Below are 16,596 nucleotides of genomic sequence, written 5' to 3' on the forward strand. Positions count from 1 at the left end.
TGCGTGGAACCGCGGGACACCATCCCGGCGATGGAGATCACCGATCTGACCCCGGCCGAACGCCGCGTATGGGACGCCTTCCCGCGCGGTGAGCGCGTCGACTTCCGCGAGGGCCCCGACGAGGACGCCTCCGACGGCATCGGCTGGGGACCCGAGCGGACGGTGCGCGCCGAGGTGCTCAGCGCCCTGCTGCTGAACGGGAGTTCAGCCACCGGCCAGGTCGCGGGCCTCAACGTCAAAGGCATCCGGATCACCGGCAAGCTGGACCTCAAGTACGCCGTGGTCGACCACGCGATCCGGCTGCGCGGCTGCTGGTTCGAGCGCAAACCCCTCGTCTACGGAGCCAGGCTGCGGGCCCTGGTCCTGTCCGACTCGGCGCTGCCCGGACTGACCGGAGCCACCGTCGCCGTCGACGTCGTGCTGCGGCTGTCCTGCTGCCGGATCACCGGACCGGTGCGGCTCGCCGGGGCCCGGATAGCCGGCGGCCTCTTCCTCCAGCGGGCCGTCATCGGCATGCCCGACGCCCCGGAGGAGGCGGAGGAGCCCCCGCTCCAGTTCAACCACGCCGACATCGGCACCGACGTCATCGCCATGGGCCTGACCGTCCACGGCCAGACCCGCATCAACGGCGCCACCGTCGGCGGCCAGATCAACCTCGACGACGCCCGCCTCCTCGCCCCCGGCGCGACGGCCCTGCACGCCGAGACCCTGACGGTGGGCACCGATCTGCGCGCCATGCGGATGGAGGCGAGCGGCCGGGTCAACCTCAGCGGCTCCCGGATCCCCGGCCAGCTCAACCTCGCCTACGCCCGCCTGGCCAACCCGGGCGGTTTCGCCCTGCGCGCCTCCAGCTGCGTCATCGGCGAGGTGTGGCTGCGCTCCTGCGAGACCGTCCGAGGCACGGTGAACCTGCGGCGGTCCCAGTTCGACCTGCTGCACATGCCGGCCGAGACCTGGCCGGAGAAGATCCGGATCGACGGGCTGACCTACCGCACCCTGGCCCCGCACCTGCCGGCCGAGCAGCGGCTGCCCGCCCTGGAGCGCGAGGAGTCGGGCTACCTCCCGTACGCCTACGAACAGCTCGCCTCCGCCTACCGTACGGCCGGCGACGAGGCGGCCGCCCGGACCGTGCAACTCGCCAAGCTGCGCCGCCACCGCCGGACCCTGCCCCGGCACGCCAGGGTCTGGGGGCTGCTCCAGGACGCCACCGTGGGATACGGCTTCCGGCCGCTGCGCGCGGCGGGCTGGCTGCTGGCGCTGCTGTTCACCGGGACGATCGCGTACTGGTTCCAGCACCCCCGGGAACTGAAAGCGGGGGAGGCGCCGGAATTCAACGCGGTCTTCTACACGATCGACCTGATGCTGCCGATCATCGGCTTCGGCCAGGAGGCGGCCTTCGCGCCGGACGGCTGGTACCAGTGGCTGTCGTACCTGCTGATCGTGACCGGCTGGGTCCTCGCCACGACGACCGCGGCGGGCGTCAGCCGGTCACTGAGGCGGCAGTAGCGCCGCTACGCGGCTTCCTTGGCCTTGGTCGCGTACATGTCCACGTACTCCTGGCCCGAGAGCCGCATGACCTCGGCCATCACCGAGTCGGTGACGGCGCGCAGCACGTAGCGGTCGCGGTCCATGCCCTCGTAGCGGGAGAACTCCATCGGCTCGCCGAAGCGGACGGTGACCCGGCCCGGACGCGGCATGCCGGCGCCGCCGGGCTGCAGCTTGTCGGTGCCGATCATCGCGAACGGGACGACGGGCGCGCCGGTCATCAGGGTCAGGCGGGCGATGCCGGTGCGACCGCGGTAGAGGCGGCCGTCGGGGGAGCGGGTGCCCTCGGGGTAGATGCCGAAGATCTTGCCCTCTTCGAGGATCCGGCGGCCGGTCATCAGGGCGGCGACGCCGCCGTTGGCCCCGTCGCGGTCCACGGGGATCATTCCGGCGCCGGTGAAGAACCAGGCCATGGCCCGGCCCTTGATGCCCTTGCCGGTCACGTACTCGTCCTTGCCGATGAAGTGGACCGTGCGGTCGCACACCAGCGGCAGGATCATCGAGTCGATGAAGGTGAGGTGGTTGCCCGCCAGGATCACCGGACCGGTGCCCGGAATGTTCTCGATGCCCTCCACGCGGGTGCGGAACATCAGGCGCATGACGGGTCCGACGGTGGCTTTGATGAGCGCAGTACGGAACAACGTGGGGCCCTCCGGCATCGAAAAGCGGTTTCGCGCACCCACCACGAGGCGGCAGTGCAGGTGAGGACGATACTCGCGGGTCAGCTCTGATCGCACATCGGGTTCACGAGGTGGATACGCAGTGTTGACGTGCGTTTGCGCCATGTTCGGCCCGCGCACCCCCGCACGCCACCGCCGCTTGCCTACCATCGGCACGCGAAATCGGGCCGTAGGACCCGGAGATCCCGGGCGCCTGGCCCTCGTCCGATGGGGAGTGGCACGCATGACGCAGGGTGGGGCAGCACGGCGGACGGTACTGGGGGCCGTCCTGGCGGCGGGCGGGGCCTTCGGCGGGGTGGCGGTGGGCGCCGAGTCCGCCTCGGCGGCGCAGAGCGGCCACGGCGCCGGCGGCGGGTACCGGGACCTGCCCGTGCCGACGGTCATCGGGCACCGGGGAGCCAGCGGCTACCGGCCCGAGCACACGCTCGGCTCCTACGGACTCGCGCTCGACCTGGGCGCCGACGTGGTGGAGCAGGACCTCGTACCCACCAAGGACGGCCACCTGGTGTGCCGCCACGAGAACGAGATCGGCGGCACCACCGACGTCGCCGACCACCCGGAGTTCGCCTCGCGCAAGACCACCAAGACGGTCGACGGGGTGGCGGTCACCGGCTGGTTCACCGAGGACTTCACGCTCGCCGAGCTGAAGACCCTGCGGGCGAAGGAGCGCATCCCCGCCGTCCGCCAGCGCAACACGCTCTACGACGGCCGCTGGGACGTGCCCACCTTCGAAGAGGTGCTGCGCTGGGCCGACCGCGAGGGCCGGCGGCGCGGCAAGCGCGTCTGGCTGCACGTGGAGACCAAGCACCCCACCTACTTCCGCGGCCTGGGCCTCGGCCTGGAGGAACCCCTCGCCCGGCTGCTGCGCCGCTACGGGCGTGACGGCCGCGGCGCCCCGCTCTTCCTGCAGTCCTTCGAGCCCTCCAGCATCCAGCGGCTCTCCCGGCTGGTCTCCGCCCCGCGCGTCGTGCTGCTCTCCGCCGCGAGTACGCGCCCGTGGGACTTCGAAGCGGCCAAGGACCCCCGTACGGTCGCCGACCTCGTCAAGCCCGAGGGGCTGAAGTGGATCGCCGGCTTCGCCCAGGGCATCGGGCCGACCATGGACCTGATCCTGCCGCGCGACGCGGCGGGCAGGCTCGGCGCCCCGACCACCCTGGTCGCGGACGCCCACGCGCAGGGGCTGATCCTGCACCCCTACACCGCGCGGAACGAGAACAGCTTCCTGCCGGCCGAGTACCGCAAGGGCACCGACCCGGCCGCGTACGGTGATGCCTTCGGCGCCTTCCGGAAGTACTTCGAACAGGGCATCGACGGGATCTTCACCGACCAGCCCGACACCGGGCTGCTCGCGGCCGAGGCCTTCCGTCCCGGCCGGGGCGTCAACACCTAGCCGGAGCCTCTCGTACGAGTGGGCCGGGCCCGGCCCACTCGTCCCGCCCGGCATGGACCTGCTGATGTCTGACCTCTTCGACAAACTCCGCCCGCTGCTCCGCGCCGAAGCCGCCGCAGAGACCGCGGGCACCGGCGTGGACGCCGCCGACCTGGAACAAGCCGTCTGGGTCAGGCTGCTGGAGCACCGGCGCACCCCCGAGGAACCCGCCGACTGGCTGCGCCGGGCGGTGCGCGCGGAAGCCCGGCTGGCGCGCCGCCGGGCCCGGCGCGAAGTCCCGTACGGCGGGCCCGGCGGCGGCGCCCGTAGCAGCGGCGGCGCGGAACCGGAAGATGCCCTCCTGCACGGCGAGGAGAACCGGGCCCTGCGATCGGCGGTCGCCCGATTGCCCGGACGGTGTCCGGAGCTGATGAGGGCACTTCTTTCGCCCAGGGACCTCACTTACCGTGAAATCGCAGGAGAGTTGGGAATCTCACAAGGAAGTTTGGGGCCCGTCCGTTCCCGTTGCCTGGGATGTCTGCGCAGAATGCTGGCCGTAGAGGTTGCGGCTCCCGACCTGCGGGGAATGGAGCGGTAGACCAAAAGGCCACCAGGTGAGCGGGAGGCATGCGCACATGGGCATGAGCGTGACGATTTCGGCGGCAACTGCCGAGGATGCCGAGCAGATCATCAAGCTGCAGTATCTGGCGTTCCAGAGCGAGGCCGAGCTGTACGGCAACTACCGCATCCAGCCGCTCACCCAGTCCCTCGACTCCCTCAAGGAGGAGCTGGCCTCGGACACCGTCCTGGTGGCCCGGCTCGGCGACGAGATCGTCGGGGCCGTGCGCGGCAACGTCGACGGGGAGGGCACCGGCAAGATCGCCAAGCTCTGCGTCCACCCCCGCCTCCAGGGCCACGGGCTCGGCGCCCGGCTGCTGAGCGCGGTCGAGGAGGTCCTCGGCGGTCACGACGGGACGATCCGCTTCCGGCTGCTCACCGGCCACAAGAGCGAGTCGAACCTGCGCCTTTACCGCAAGGCCGGCTACACCCAGGTCGGCGGGCGCACCGCGTCCGACGGCGTCCGTCTGGTGATCCTGGAGAAGGAGGCCAAGGAGGCCACCGACTTCGCGGTCAGCGCGTAGCGCCTAGAGCTCTAGAGCCCAGAGCCAGGCGTCCGGCGCTTGGCGCGCAGCCAGATCATCCCGGTGATCGGCAGGATCACCGGGATGAACAGGTAGCCCATCCCGAAGTCCGACCACACGGTCGCGTCGGGGAAGGCCTCGGGCCGCAGCAGGGTCCAGGCGCCGACGGTGAGTACGCCGGTCAGCTCGGCGGCGCAGCAGATCCGCGCCGCCTTGCGGGCCGTCTCCCCGCCGCGGACCAGCGAGTACGTGATGAAGGCGTAGACCAGGGCGGCCGCGGCCGACAGCGAGTACGCCAGCGGGGCCCGGTCGAACTCGGTGGAGATCTGGTAGAGCGACCGGGAGACCGCGCCGACCGTGATCACCCCGTAGAGCCAGACCAGCAGCACCCCCGGCCCGGTGACCAGGCGCCGCCGCTCGGCGGCGGGCCCGGTGGCGTCCGGGCCCGTGTTCGTGTCCGTGTCAGGCACCGGTGTTTCCCCAGATGTCGTAGAGCCGTACTTCCAGCACGGCGAGGACGACCGCGCCCGCGGCCACCGTCACCGAACCCCATTTGGTCCGTTCGCTCACCGAGAGCATCGCGGCGGCCGGCACGGCGGCGAAGGCACCCAGCAGGTAGGCCACGAAGAGCACCGTGCCCTGTCCGGGCTTCTCTCCCCGGGCGAGCTGGACCAGGCCGACCACCAGCTGGGCCAGGACCAGTACGGTCACCACCGCCATGCCGATGAAGTGCCAGTCCTTGGTCGGCTGGTCGCGCGAAGCGGCGAAACCGCACCAGGCGGCGAGGGCGAGTGCGGCCACGCCGATGGCGACCGTCAGGGCGTCGAGCATGCAGCGAGGGTATTACGGGCCGAAAGACCCGATGCGCTCACCCCTGCCCCCGGGCTTTGCTGGAAGGCATGAAGCTGCAAGGGACGCACGGACCGCATTTCGACGCGCTGCTGTTCGACAACGACGGCACGCTCATCTCCTCCATGGCGTCGGTGTACCGCTGCTGGACCCGCTGGGCCCGGGAGTACGGGATCGCCGAAGACGTCTTCGAGGCCGCGGAACTGAACGGCCGCCCCGCCGCGGAGATCATCGCCGAACTGCTGCCCACGCAGGTGCGGGCCGAGGCCCTCGCCCGGATCGAGGCGCTGGAGGTGGCGGACGTCGCGGGCGGCGTCGTCGCGCTGCCCGGCACCGAGGATCTCCTCTCGGCGCTTCCCGCCGGCCGCTGGGCCATCGTCACCTCCGCCACCCGCCCGCTCGCCGAGGCCCGGCTGCGCGAGGTCGGCATCGACTTCCCCGAGCTGGTCTCCGCCGACGACATCACCCGGGGCAAGCCCGACCCGGAGCCGTTCCTGCTGGCGGCCGCCCGGCTCGGGGTGGACCCGGCCCGCTGCGTGGTCTTCGAGGACGCCCCGGCGGGGCTGGCCGCGGGCCGAGCGGCCGGGATGCGGACCGTGGCCTTGACCACAACGCACACCGCCGCCGAGCTCGACGCGGACGCGGTCGTACGGGACCTCTCGGCCGTGTCCGTGCTGGTCGGGGCCGAGGGGATGACGGTCGAGACGGACGATCGGCCTTGACCGATGCTGTCCGGTATGTGGCCGAAATCCGTCCGGTATTCGGACGCCTTTGATCGGTGACGGAGAACGTCTGGTTTACTGGGGCCCATGACCACGACGAGCAGCCGCACCCTTGCGACCGAGGCGACGATGACGCCCGGTGCTCGTTGTATGTGTCGAATGCGCGCCTTCTGAGGGCCCCTTCCCGCAGTCTCGCGCCCCGAAGCGAGACCGGCCGAGCTTCCTCCGGCATCCCTGTGCGACCCGGACCGCTCCTGCCCCGCGCACGCGCCGATACCGCCGTTTTCCGACGGTTCGACCCGTATCGCGTCCCCTGATGTTTGCCCCGTGCCCGGCACCCCGCTGCGCCGCGCACTCGACAGCGACGGAAATCCTGTGATCACCACATCGGGCCTCACGAAGGTCTACCAGTCCCGTGGCCGCGAGGTCACCGCCCTGGACGGCGTCGACCTGCACGTCCGCGAGGGCGAGGTCTACGGAGTCATCGGCCAGAGCGGCGCCGGCAAGTCCTCCCTGATCCGCTGCGTGAACCTGCTGGAGCGCCCCACCACCGGCACCGTGGCCGTCGACGGAGTCGACCTCACCGCGCTCGCAGGCCGGGGCCGCCGCGCCGGCAAGGAACTCCGTGAGGCCCGCAGCCGCATCGGCATGGTCTTCCAGCACTTCAACCTGCTGTCCTCGCGCACCGTCCAGGGCAACATCGAACTGCCCCTGGAGATCCTCGGGATCTCCGGCGGCGAGCGCTCCCGCAAGGCCGCCGAACTCCTCGACCTCGTCGGCCTCGCCGACAAGGCCAAGGCCTACCCCGGCCAGCTCTCCGGCGGCCAGAAGCAGCGCGTCGGCATCGCCCGCGCCCTGGCCGGCGACCCCAAGGTGCTGCTCTCGGACGAGGCCACCAGCGCGCTGGACCCCGAGACCACCCGCCAGATCCTGCAGCTGCTGCGCGACCTCAACCGCCGGCTCGGCCTGACCATCCTGCTGATCACGCACGAGATGGACGTGGTCAAGTCCGTCTGCGACTCGGCCGCGCTGATGAAGCAGGGCCGGATCGTCGAGTCCGGCACCGTCTCCGAGCTGCTGGCCACCCCCGGCTCCCAGCTCGCGCACGAACTGTTCCCGCTGACCGGGGCCGCGACCACCGCGGAGCACACGGTCATCGACGTCACCTTCCACGGGGAGACCGCGACCCGGCCGGTGATCTCCCAGCTGGCCCGCACCTACAACATCGACATCTCGATCCTCGGCGCCGCGATGGACACCGTCGCCGGCAGGCAGATCGGCCGCATGCGCATCGAGCTGCCCGGCCGCTACGAGGACAACGTCGTGCCCGTCGGATTCCTGCGCGAGCAGGGCCTGCAGGTGGACGTGGTGGAAGCCGGTGCGGACGCGGAAGCGGATGTGGCCGAGGACGTGGACGGCGAGCTCGCCGAGCTGGTCAAGGATGGTGCGAAGTGACCTGGTCCGAAATGCAGCCGCTGCTCACGCAGGGCACCTTCGACACCCTCTACATGGTGCTGTGGTCCGCCCTGGTGACCGTCCTGGGCGGCCTGCCCATCGGCATCCTGCTGGTGCTCACCGACAAGGGCGGTCTGCTCCAGAGCCGCCCGGTCAACAAGGTGCTCGGCGTGATCGTGAACATGGGCCGCTCGCTGCCGTTCATCATCCTGCTGATCTTCCTCATCCCGGTCACCACGGCGATCGTCGGCACCTTCATCGGCCCCACCGCCATGATCGTCCCGCTGGCCATCGGGGCCATCCCCTTCTTCGCCCGGCTCGTGGAGACCGCCGTCCGCGAGGTGGACCACGGCCTGATCGAAGCCGTCGAGTCCATGGGCGGCGGCATCCCGACCCTGGTCGGCAAGGTGCTCCTCCCGCAGGCCCTGCCCTCCCTGATCGCGGCCGTCACGACCACCGTGATCACCCTGATCGGCTACTCGGCCATGGCCGGCGCGGTCGGCGGCGAAGGCCTCGGCTCCAAGGCCATCACCTACGGCTTCCAGCGCTTCGAGACCGGCTTCATGGTCGCGACCGTCGTCGTACTGATCGTGCTCGTCACGGTGATCCAGCTCATCGGCGACGGCGTGGTACGCCTCCTCGCGCGGCGGGGTCGGACAGCCTGATCCGGGCCTGAGCCGTATTTCCGAACTTTTTCCCAGAAAGCCCGCACTTGTCGTGCTTGGGCCGTCATTCACACAGCAAGAAGCAAGAAAGGCACTCTTCGTGCGTAAGAACATCAAGCTCACCGCCCTCGCCGTCACCGCCGCCGCGCTCACCCTCTCCCTGAGCGCTTGCGGCAGCTCCTCGGACCCGTCCTCCACCAAGGCCGACGGCGGCAAGGTCGACGAGAGCAAGCCCCTGGTCATCGCGGCGTCCCCGACCCCGCACGCCGACATCCTGAAGTTCGTCAAGGACAACCTGGCGGCCAAGGAGGGCCTCAAGCTGGAGGTCAAGGAGTTCACGGACTACGTCCTGCCGAACACTGCCACCCAGCAGGGCCAGGTCGACGCCAACTACTTCCAGCACGTGCCCTACCTCGACGACTTCAACAAGAAGAACGGCACCGACATCGTGCCCGTCGTCAACGTGCACCTGGAGCCGCTGGGCCTCTACTCCAAGAAGGTCAAGGCCCTCACGGACATCAAGGCCGGCCAGACCGTCGCCGTGCCCAACGACCCCACCAACGAGGGCCGCGCGCTCGAGCTGCTCGCCGCGAACAAGCTCATCACCCTCAAGGAGGGTGTCGGCACCGGCGCCAAGCTGTCCGACATCACCGACAAGAAGGGCTTGGAGTTCAAGGAGCTGGAGGCCGCCACGGTCCCGCGCGCCCTGAACGACGTGGACGCCGCCGTCATCAACGGCAACTACGCCATCGAGGCCAAGCTCGTCCCGGCCAAGGACGCGCTCGTCCTGGAGAAGGCCGAGGGCAACCCGTACGCCAACATCCTCGCGGTGAAGGACGGCAAGCAGGACGACCCGCGGATCCAGAAGCTCGCCAAGCTCCTGAACTCCGACGAGGTCAAGAAGTTCATCGACGACAAGTACCAGGGCTCGGTCATCCCGGCCTTCGGCAAGCCGGCCTCTTGATCGAGTAGGTCCGATCCGGCCAGGCGTCCCGGCCCCGTCCACCCACCGGTGTACGGGGCCGGGCGCTGCCCGCTTCCGGGCAGCCCGGCCCTGCACATCCCCAGGCCGATGCTGCATGCTGTGGCCTACGACCCGCAGCCGCGGTCCGCACAAACGGTCCCGCACGACGGTCGCCTCGCATCACGGTCGCACCACGGTCCCAGGCTTGGAGCTGCGCATGACTACCACCTTCCCGGACGTCACCATCAGCACGGACCGGCTGGTGCTGCGCCCCTTCGAGGAAGAAGACGTCACCGCGCTCACCGAGATGATGAACGACGAGCACGTCACCGCCTGGACCTCGGTCCCGCACCCCTACACCCACGCCCACGCGCTCGACTGGGCCACCAGAGCCGCGCACGAAGAGCGCACCGCGGGCCGCGGCATCGTCTTCGCCGTCACCGAGTTCCTCACCCAGCGCCTGGTCGGCACCGTCCACCTGCAGGGCGCCGACTGGCGCCTGCGCGCCACCGAAGTCGGCTACGTCACCGCCCCCTGGGCCCGCGGCGAGGGCTACGCCAGCGAGTCCGTACGCGCCGTCGCCCACTGGCTCTTCCGCGAGCAGGGCTTCGAACGCCTCGAACTGCGCACCGCCGCCGACAACACCGCCTCCCAGCAGGTCGCCCAGAAGATCGGTTGCATCAGTGAAGGCGTCCTGCGCAGCGCGTGCATAGTGCGCACACAGAACCCCGACGGCTCCTGGGCCGCCGACCGCAGCGACCTCATCGTCTGGGGCCTGGTCCCCGAGGACCTCGACGAAGACGGCGACGGCTACTCGGACGGATACGACGGGTACGCCGACGGGTACTCCGACGACTACTCGGCGGGCTACTCCGCCCACTACTCCGGCGAGTACGGCGGGCTGGGAATCCACCCGTCCGACGCGAACGGCTACGCGGTCTCGTCCGACCGGATCTGACCCGATGACCAGGTAGTCTCACCGTGCCCCCGCCCCCCGACGAAGCTCCGCCCGCCCCCACACCAGGAGACTGACGACGATGGCCGACCGGGTCACGGTGATCGGCTGGGACGGCTCGCCCCTGACCGCCTCCGCCCGGTCCGCGCTGGCCGCGGCCACCCTGGTGGCCGGCGCCGCCCACCACCTCGCACTCCCCGAAGTCCCGCCCGCCGCCGAACGCGTCCGGCTCGGCAGCCTCGGCCTCGCCGCCCGCCGGATCGCCGGCCACCGCGGCACCGCCGTCGTCTTCGCCGACGGCGACCCCGGCTTCTTCGGCGTCGTACGCGCCCTGCGCGCCCCGGAGCTCGGCCTGGAAGTCGAGGTCGTCCCCGCCGTGTCCGCCGTCGCCGCCGCCTTCGCCCGCGCCGGGATGCCCTGGGACGACGCCCAGGTCGTCGTCGCCCACCCCCGCACCCTGCGCCGAGCCGTCAACGTCTGCCGCGCCCACTCCAAGGTCGCCGTCCTCACCTCGCCCGGCGCCGGCCCCGCCGAACTGGCCCTGCTGCTCGGAGGCGTCCACCGCACCTTCGTCATCTGCGAGGAGCTCGGCACCGACAAGGAGCAGGTGACCGTCCTCACCTCCGACAAGGCCGCCGACCACAGCTGGCGCGACCCCAACGTGGTGATCGTCATCGGCGGCCAGCCCGCCGCCGGGGACCCGGCGTGGCTCCTGGGCCAGAGCGCCGCCCAGAGCGGCGGCCGCGGCTGGGCCCGCCCCCAGATCGACGTGGGAGAAGGGGAGTCCGCGCAGCTGCGCGCGGCGCAGCTCGCCCGGCTCGGCCCCCGCACCGGAGACCTCGTCTGGGACATCGGCGCCGGCTCCGGAGCCCTCGCCGCGGACGCCGCCGCCCTCGGCGCCGCCGTCATCGCCGTCGACGCCGACCCGCGCGCTTGCGAACGCACAACCGCCGCCGCCCGCGCCCGGGGTGTGCAGCTCCAGGTCATCGCCGGCCGCGCCCCGCACGTACTGGAGGACCTGCCCGAACCCGACGTCGTCCGCGTCGGAGGCGGGGGAGCCGAGGTCGTCGCCGCGGTCGCCGACCGCCGCCCCGAACGGATCGTCAGCCACGCCTCCACGCGCGACGAGGCGGAGGCCATCGGCCGCGTACTGACCGAGGGCGGGTACGCCGTCGAGTGCGCGCTGCTCCAGTCCGTCGCCCTGGACACCCGGACCTGGACCGAACAACAGCGTTCCGTGGTGTTCCTGCTCGCCGCCGAACGCCCCGTCAACCGCCCGGACAGGACCTAGTCGCGAGGCCGGGGTAGGCTGGCCGATCGTCGCACCGCCCCCGCCGGGTTCGGGCACGCGGTACCGGCAGGACACGAGACGTGGCGTAGTCCACAGAGGACCATGGCGGTAATGGCCGCCACGATGGCGAACGGGCACGACAATACTTACTGGTTGTCGTGCAGTCGTACGCGAGGCGAAACCTCCGCACGGCGAACCCGCACGGAAATCCGCTTGGCGGCCTCGTGGGCGACCGGGCGGTCGAAGAGGCAATACCGATGGGCGAGGGGTACGCATGACTGACACCGGCCAGGTTCCGGGCGAGGGTCTCCCGGACAGCACGGGCATGGTGGATCAGCCGGGCGTCCCCGCCCCGGTCCCCGTGACCTCCCCCGCGACCGGGGGCTACGCCTTCCAGGACCTCGTGGACGACCCGGCCGAGCCGGAAGACGAGGAACTGCTGCTGATGCCCAGCAGCCAGGGAGCGTGGAGCGACCCCCAGGTCGTCCCGCCGGTACCCGCCTTCCCCGAGCCCTCCCCGTACGCGGACGCGCCCTACGCCGAATATCCGGCGGTCCCCGAGTACCAGCAGCCGGCCGTGGCCGCCGAGGCGCCGGTCTCCTATGAGACCGCGGGCTACCCGCAGCAGTCCTTCCCGGAGCAGTCCCTCTCCGAACAGCCTTTCCCGCAGCAGCCTTCCTTCGCCGACCCCGCCTCCTACAGCGCGGGCGCGCACGAGGCCGGCGGCCGGGATTCCGGCGCGCTGGACCTCGGCGGCCTCCTGGCCCCGCAGACCCAGGCTCCGGCGGCCCCCGCCGCCCCGGCCCCGGTGCGGCGGCCGCTGCACATGGGCCCGCCCGTGCCCGAGGCCACCGGGGGAGTCGTACGCTCCCTCGCGGACCGGGGTCCGGCCGCGACCTCGGCGCCCGCTCCGGCCCCCGTGCAGGCCCCGGCCCCGGTGCCGCCCGCCGTGCCCGCCGCCGAGCCCCTCGTCTCCGTGCCGGGCACCCTCGCGGCGCCCGTTGCGACGCACCAGTCCGGGCCGCCGGCCACGGGCCCGGAGTACCTGGACCTCTCGCATGCCGAGATCCCGGTGCAGGCCGGAACGCCGTGGGCGGTGGAGCCGGCTCCGCAGGCCCTTGCGGCCCCCGAGCCCGTCGCCTTCGCCGAGCCCGAGCCCCACTCCCAGCAGCCTGAGCCCGTCGCCTTCGCGGAGCCCGAGGCCGTCGCCGTCGCCGTCGCCTTCGCGGAGCCCGAGCCCCAGCCCGTCGTCGTGGCCGTCGTCGAGCCCGAGCCGGCCGTCGTGGCCGTCGTGGAGCCGGAAGCCGTGCCCGTGGCGGAGCCGGTCGCGGCCCTCGTCGCCGAGCCGGTCGCGGTGGAGCCCGTTGCCGAGCCCGTCGCCGTCGCGGTCCCCGAGGCCGTCGTCGCAGCGGCCCCGGAGCCCGAGCCGGTCGTGGAGCCGGAACCGCAGCCCGAGCCGCAGCCCGCAGAAACGGTGGTTCAGGCCGCCGAGACCGCGCCGGAGCCCGCTCCCGAGCCCGTGGCCGACGTACCGCTGGAGGCAGAGACGACCTCCGAGGCCGCGGCCGGACCCCAGCCCGAGGCCGTACGCGAAGCCGAGCCGGAGACAGGGCCCGAGGCCGATGCCGTCGCCGTCGAGCACGCGGCCGGCGAAGCCGCCCCCGGGTACGCCGACGCCGAGCGCGAGGCCGTCCTGCGCGTCATGCGCGAACGCCGCGACATCCGCAAGGGCTTCCGCAGCGACCCGATCCCGCACGAGGTGCTGCTCCGCGTCCTGGAGGCGGCCCACACCGCGCCCAGCGTCGGCCACTCCCAGCCGTGGGACTTCGTCGTCATCAAGTCCTCCGAGACCCGCCGGACGATGCACGAGCTCGCCGAGCACCAGCGCGAGGCCTACGCGAAGTCGCTGCCCAAGGGCAGGGCCAAGCAGTTCAAGGAACTCAAGATCGAGGCCATCCTCGACACCCCGGTGAACATCGTCGTCACCGCCGACCCCACCCGGGGCGGCCGCCACACCCTCGGCCGGCACACCCAGCCGCAGATGGCCCCGTACTCCTCGGCCCTCGCCGTCGAGAACCTCTGGCTCGCCGCGCGAGCCGAGGGCCTCGGCGTCGGCTGGGTCAGCTTCTTCGACGAGCGCGAGATGGTCCGCGCGCTCGGCCTGCCGGAGCACCTGGAGGTCGTCGCGTACCTGTGCGTCGGCTACGTGGACGAGTTCCCCGAGGAGCCCGAGCTGGCCCAGGCGGGCTGGTCCCAGCGCCGTCCCCTGTCCTGGGTCGTGCACGAGGAGACGTACGGGCGCCGCGCGCTGCCCGGCGAGGAGCCGCACGACCTGCTCTCGGAGACCGTCGCCGGCATCCGTCCGCTCGACGCGAAGGCGCTCGGCGAGGCGTGGGAGCGGCAGAAGCGCATGACCAAGCCGGCGGGCGCGCTCGGCATGCTCGAGATCATCTCGGCGCAGCTGGCCGGCCTCTCGCGGGTCTGTCCGCCGCCGATCCCGGAGCCGGCCGCGGTCGCGATCTTCGCGGGCGACCACGGCGTGCACGCCCAGGGCGTCACCCCGTGGCCCCAGGAGGTCACCCTGCAGATGGTCGCCAACTTCCTGGGCGGCGGCGCGGTCTGCAACGCGTTCGCCAACCAGGTGGGCGCCGAGGTCTGCGTGATCGACGTCGGTGTCGCCGGGGACCTCCCGGCCACCCCCGGTCTGCTCCCGCGCAAGGTCCGCCCGGGCACGGCCGACCTCTCCGTCGGCCCGGCGATGACCCGCGAGGAAGCGATCGCGGCCATCGAGGTCGGCATCGAGACGGCCCGCGACCTCGTGGCGGCGGGCAACAAGGCGCTGCTCACCGGCGAGATGGGCATCGCGAACACCACCGTCTCGGCGGCCCTGATCTCGGTCTTCACCGGGGTCGATCCGGCGGAGGTCACCGGCCGCGGCACCGGCATCAACGACGAGACGCACGCCCGCAAGGTCGAGGTCGTCCGCCGTGCCCTCGATCTCCACCAGCCGGACCCGGCGGACCCGATCGGAGTCCTGGCGGCCATCGGCGGCCTGGAGCACGCGGCGATCGTCGGTCTCCTCCTCGGCGGAGCGTCCCTCCGCACGCCGGTCATCCTGGACGGCGTGAGCGCGGGCGCGGCCGCCCTGGTGGCCCGTGCCATCGCTCCCGAGTCCCTCTCGGCGTGCATCGCGGGCCACCGCAGCGCCGAACCGGGCCACGTCGCGGCCCTGAACAAGCTCGGCCTGCGCCCCCTGGTCGACCTGGACCTCCGCCTCGGCGAAGGCACGGGCGCCCTGCTGGCCCTCCCCCTGGTCCAGAGCGCGGCCCGCGCGATGCACGAGGTGGCCACCTTCGACTCGGCAGGCGTAACCGAGAAGTAGCCCCGGCCGGGGGTTGGCCGGGCCCGGGGACGGGGTGGGGTGTTGTCCGGGACAAAACGTGATGTGTGGCGCGGCTCAGGCCATGTAAGGGCCGAAACCAAGCTCAGGGCGCCATGGATCACGCGGTCCCGGACGACATCCCACCCCGGCACCGGACCCGGCACCGGACCCGGCCCCGCCCGCACCCCGCCCAGCGGCCCGCCCGCACCCCGCCCAGCGGCCCCACCGGGACCCCCGGCCCCACGGGTCGTATCGTGGACCCGGACACCGGGAAACCGCACGTCAACCCAGCCGCTCCAGCGACGCAGCGGCCCGCCGTCACCGCCGCATCAGGAGCCGCAACCGCCATGGGACACCCGGCACACCCCGCCTACCCCGTCGGACTCCGCCTCGCGGGCCGCCGAGTCGTCGTCGTCGGCGGCGGCCAGGTCGCCCAGCGCCGCCTGCCCGCGCTCATCGCGGCCGGCGCCGACATCGTCTTGATCTCGCCCTCCGCGACCCCCTCCGTGGACGCCATGGCGGAGACCGGCGAGATCCGTTGGGAGCGCCGCCGCTACCAGGAGGGCGACCTCGCCGACGCCTGGTACGCGCTCATCGCCACCCGCGACAAGTCCGCCAACGACGCCGCCTCCTCCGAAGCGGAGCGGAGCCGCGTCTGGTGCGTCCGCGCCGACGACGCCGAGGCCGCCACCGCCTGGACCCCGGCGACCGGCCGAGTCGAGGGCGTGACCGTCGCCGTTCTGAGCGGCAACGACCCCCGCCGCTCCGCCGCCGTCCGCGACGCGGTCGTCGAAGGCCTGCGCGACGGCACCCTCACGGCTGCCCGCCCGCACACCCCCGGCGTCGCCCTCGTCGGCGGCGGTCCCGGCGACCCGGACCTGATCACGGTCCGCGGCCGCCGCCTCCTCGCCGAGGCCGACGTCGTCATCGCGGACCGCCTCGGCCCCCGCGACCTCCTCGACGAGCTCCCGCCGCACGTCGAGGTCATCGACGCCGCGAAGATCCCGTACGGCCGCTTCATGGCCCAGGAGGCCATCAACAACGCCCTCATCGAGCACGCCAAGGCCGGCAAGGCCGTGGTCCGGCTCAAGGGCGGGGACCCGTACGTCTTCGGGCGCGGCATGGAGGAGCTCCAGGCCCTCGCCGAGGCCGGCATCTCCTGCACCGTCGTCCCCGGCATCTCCAGCTCCATCTCGGTGCCCGGCGCGGCCGGCATCCCGGTCACGCACCGGGGCGTCGCGCACGAGTTCACCGTGGTCAGCGGCCACGTAGGCCCCGACGACCCGCGTTCCCTCGTGGACTGGGCCTCCCTCGCCAAGCTCACCGGCACCCTGGTCATCCTCATGGGCGTCGACAAGATCGGCCTGATCGCCGAGGCGCTGGTCCGCCACGGCCGTCCCGCCGACACCGCGGTCGCCGTCATCCAGGAGGGCACCACCGCCTCCCAGCGCCGCGTGGACGCCACCTTGGCAACCGTCGGCGAGACCGTCCGGGCCCAGGAGGTCCGGCCGCCGGCCGTCATCGTCATCGGCGACGTGGTGAAGGTGAACCGGCCCGCCGCCCAGTAGGGCAGAAGG

The 16,596-nt window shown here is 72.3% G+C and carries 15 protein-coding genes; 12 read left to right on the forward strand and 3 right to left on the reverse strand.

Annotated features, from left to right (window positions below):
- Positions 1–30 precede the first annotated feature (30 nt).
- On the forward strand, positions 31–1,506 hold the full coding sequence (locus tag J7F03_RS09115; protein WP_214948144.1) for a membrane-associated oxidoreductase: 1,476 nt from the start codon (positions 31–33) through the stop codon (positions 1,504–1,506).
- A 5-nt stretch (positions 1,507–1,511) separates the two neighbouring features.
- Here the strand turns inward: J7F03_RS09115 and J7F03_RS09120 are convergent, their stop codons facing one another.
- Positions 1,512–2,204: a 1-acyl-sn-glycerol-3-phosphate acyltransferase gene (locus tag J7F03_RS09120; RefSeq protein ID WP_214948145.1), complete on the reverse strand. Its 693-nt coding sequence runs from the start codon at positions 2,202–2,204 to the stop codon at positions 1,512–1,514.
- Between the two features lie 244 nt (positions 2,205–2,448).
- Between J7F03_RS09120 and J7F03_RS09125 the strand changes: the two genes are divergently transcribed.
- The 3 genes from J7F03_RS09125 to J7F03_RS09135 all read left to right on the forward strand — a co-directional run bounded on the left by J7F03_RS09125 (position 2,449) and on the right by J7F03_RS09135 (position 4,736).
- Complete coding sequence (locus J7F03_RS09125) at positions 2,449–3,615, forward strand: glycerophosphodiester phosphodiesterase (protein WP_214948146.1); 1,167 nt, start codon at positions 2,449–2,451, stop codon at positions 3,613–3,615.
- A gap of 64 nt (positions 3,616–3,679) precedes the next feature.
- Positions 3,680–4,192, forward strand: coding sequence for a sigma-70 family RNA polymerase sigma factor (locus J7F03_RS09130; RefSeq protein WP_214948147.1), 513 nt, complete (start codon positions 3,680–3,682; stop codon positions 4,190–4,192).
- Positions 4,193–4,229: 37 nt separating this feature from the next.
- Complete coding sequence (locus J7F03_RS09135; protein ID WP_214948148.1) at positions 4,230–4,736, forward strand: GNAT family N-acetyltransferase; 507 nt, start codon at positions 4,230–4,232, stop codon at positions 4,734–4,736.
- An 11-nt stretch (positions 4,737–4,747) separates the two neighbouring features.
- Here J7F03_RS09135 and J7F03_RS09140 read toward each other — a convergent pair whose 3' ends face one another.
- Positions 4,748–5,206, reverse strand: coding sequence for a hypothetical protein (locus J7F03_RS09140; RefSeq protein ID WP_214948149.1), 459 nt, complete (start codon positions 5,204–5,206; stop codon positions 4,748–4,750).
- Complete coding sequence (locus tag J7F03_RS09145) at positions 5,199–5,567, reverse strand: hypothetical protein (RefSeq protein ID WP_214948150.1); 369 nt, start codon at positions 5,565–5,567, stop codon at positions 5,199–5,201. Before J7F03_RS09145 ends, J7F03_RS09140 begins: the two co-directional genes overlap by 8 nt.
- Before the next feature lie 68 nt (positions 5,568–5,635).
- Here J7F03_RS09145 and J7F03_RS09150 point away from each other — a divergent pair, with 68 nt between their 5' ends.
- From J7F03_RS09150 to cobA, 8 genes are all read left to right on the forward strand, one after another.
- The gene (locus J7F03_RS09150) at positions 5,636–6,307 is read left to right on the forward strand and encodes an HAD-IA family hydrolase (protein WP_214948151.1); all 672 of its coding nucleotides are present in this window, start codon (positions 5,636–5,638) and stop codon (positions 6,305–6,307) included.
- Between the two features lie 375 nt (positions 6,308–6,682).
- The gene (locus J7F03_RS09155) at positions 6,683–7,762 is read left to right on the forward strand and encodes a methionine ABC transporter ATP-binding protein (RefSeq protein ID WP_214948338.1); all 1,080 of its coding nucleotides are present in this window, start codon (positions 6,683–6,685) and stop codon (positions 7,760–7,762) included.
- Positions 7,759–8,427: a methionine ABC transporter permease gene (locus J7F03_RS09160; RefSeq protein WP_214948152.1), complete on the forward strand. Its 669-nt coding sequence runs from the start codon at positions 7,759–7,761 to the stop codon at positions 8,425–8,427. Before J7F03_RS09155 ends, J7F03_RS09160 begins: the two co-directional genes overlap by 4 nt.
- A gap of 100 nt (positions 8,428–8,527) precedes the next feature.
- The gene (locus J7F03_RS09165; RefSeq protein WP_214948153.1) at positions 8,528–9,391 is read left to right on the forward strand and encodes a MetQ/NlpA family ABC transporter substrate-binding protein; all 864 of its coding nucleotides are present in this window, start codon (positions 8,528–8,530) and stop codon (positions 9,389–9,391) included.
- A 217-nt stretch (positions 9,392–9,608) separates the two neighbouring features.
- The gene (locus J7F03_RS09170; protein ID WP_214948154.1) at positions 9,609–10,349 is read left to right on the forward strand and encodes a GNAT family N-acetyltransferase; all 741 of its coding nucleotides are present in this window, start codon (positions 9,609–9,611) and stop codon (positions 10,347–10,349) included.
- 79 nt (positions 10,350–10,428) lie between these two features.
- The gene (gene cbiE, locus J7F03_RS09175) at positions 10,429–11,637 is read left to right on the forward strand and encodes a precorrin-6y C5,15-methyltransferase (decarboxylating) subunit CbiE (protein ID WP_214948155.1); all 1,209 of its coding nucleotides are present in this window, start codon (positions 10,429–10,431) and stop codon (positions 11,635–11,637) included.
- Between the two features lie 274 nt (positions 11,638–11,911).
- A complete protein-coding gene (gene cobT / locus J7F03_RS09180) occupies positions 11,912–15,019 on the forward strand; it encodes a nicotinate-nucleotide--dimethylbenzimidazole phosphoribosyltransferase (protein WP_214948156.1) in 3,108 nt (1,035 codons plus the stop codon).
- Positions 15,020–15,366: 347 nt separating this feature from the next.
- Positions 15,367–16,587, forward strand: coding sequence for a uroporphyrinogen-III C-methyltransferase (gene cobA / locus J7F03_RS09185; protein WP_214948157.1), 1,221 nt, complete (start codon positions 15,367–15,369; stop codon positions 16,585–16,587).
- Positions 16,588–16,596 lie beyond the last annotated feature (9 nt).

Origin of the sequence: Streptomyces sp. ISL-43 (genome assembly GCF_018614195.1) — a bacterium.
Taxonomy (GTDB): domain Bacteria; phylum Actinomycetota; class Actinomycetes; order Streptomycetales; family Streptomycetaceae; genus Streptomyces.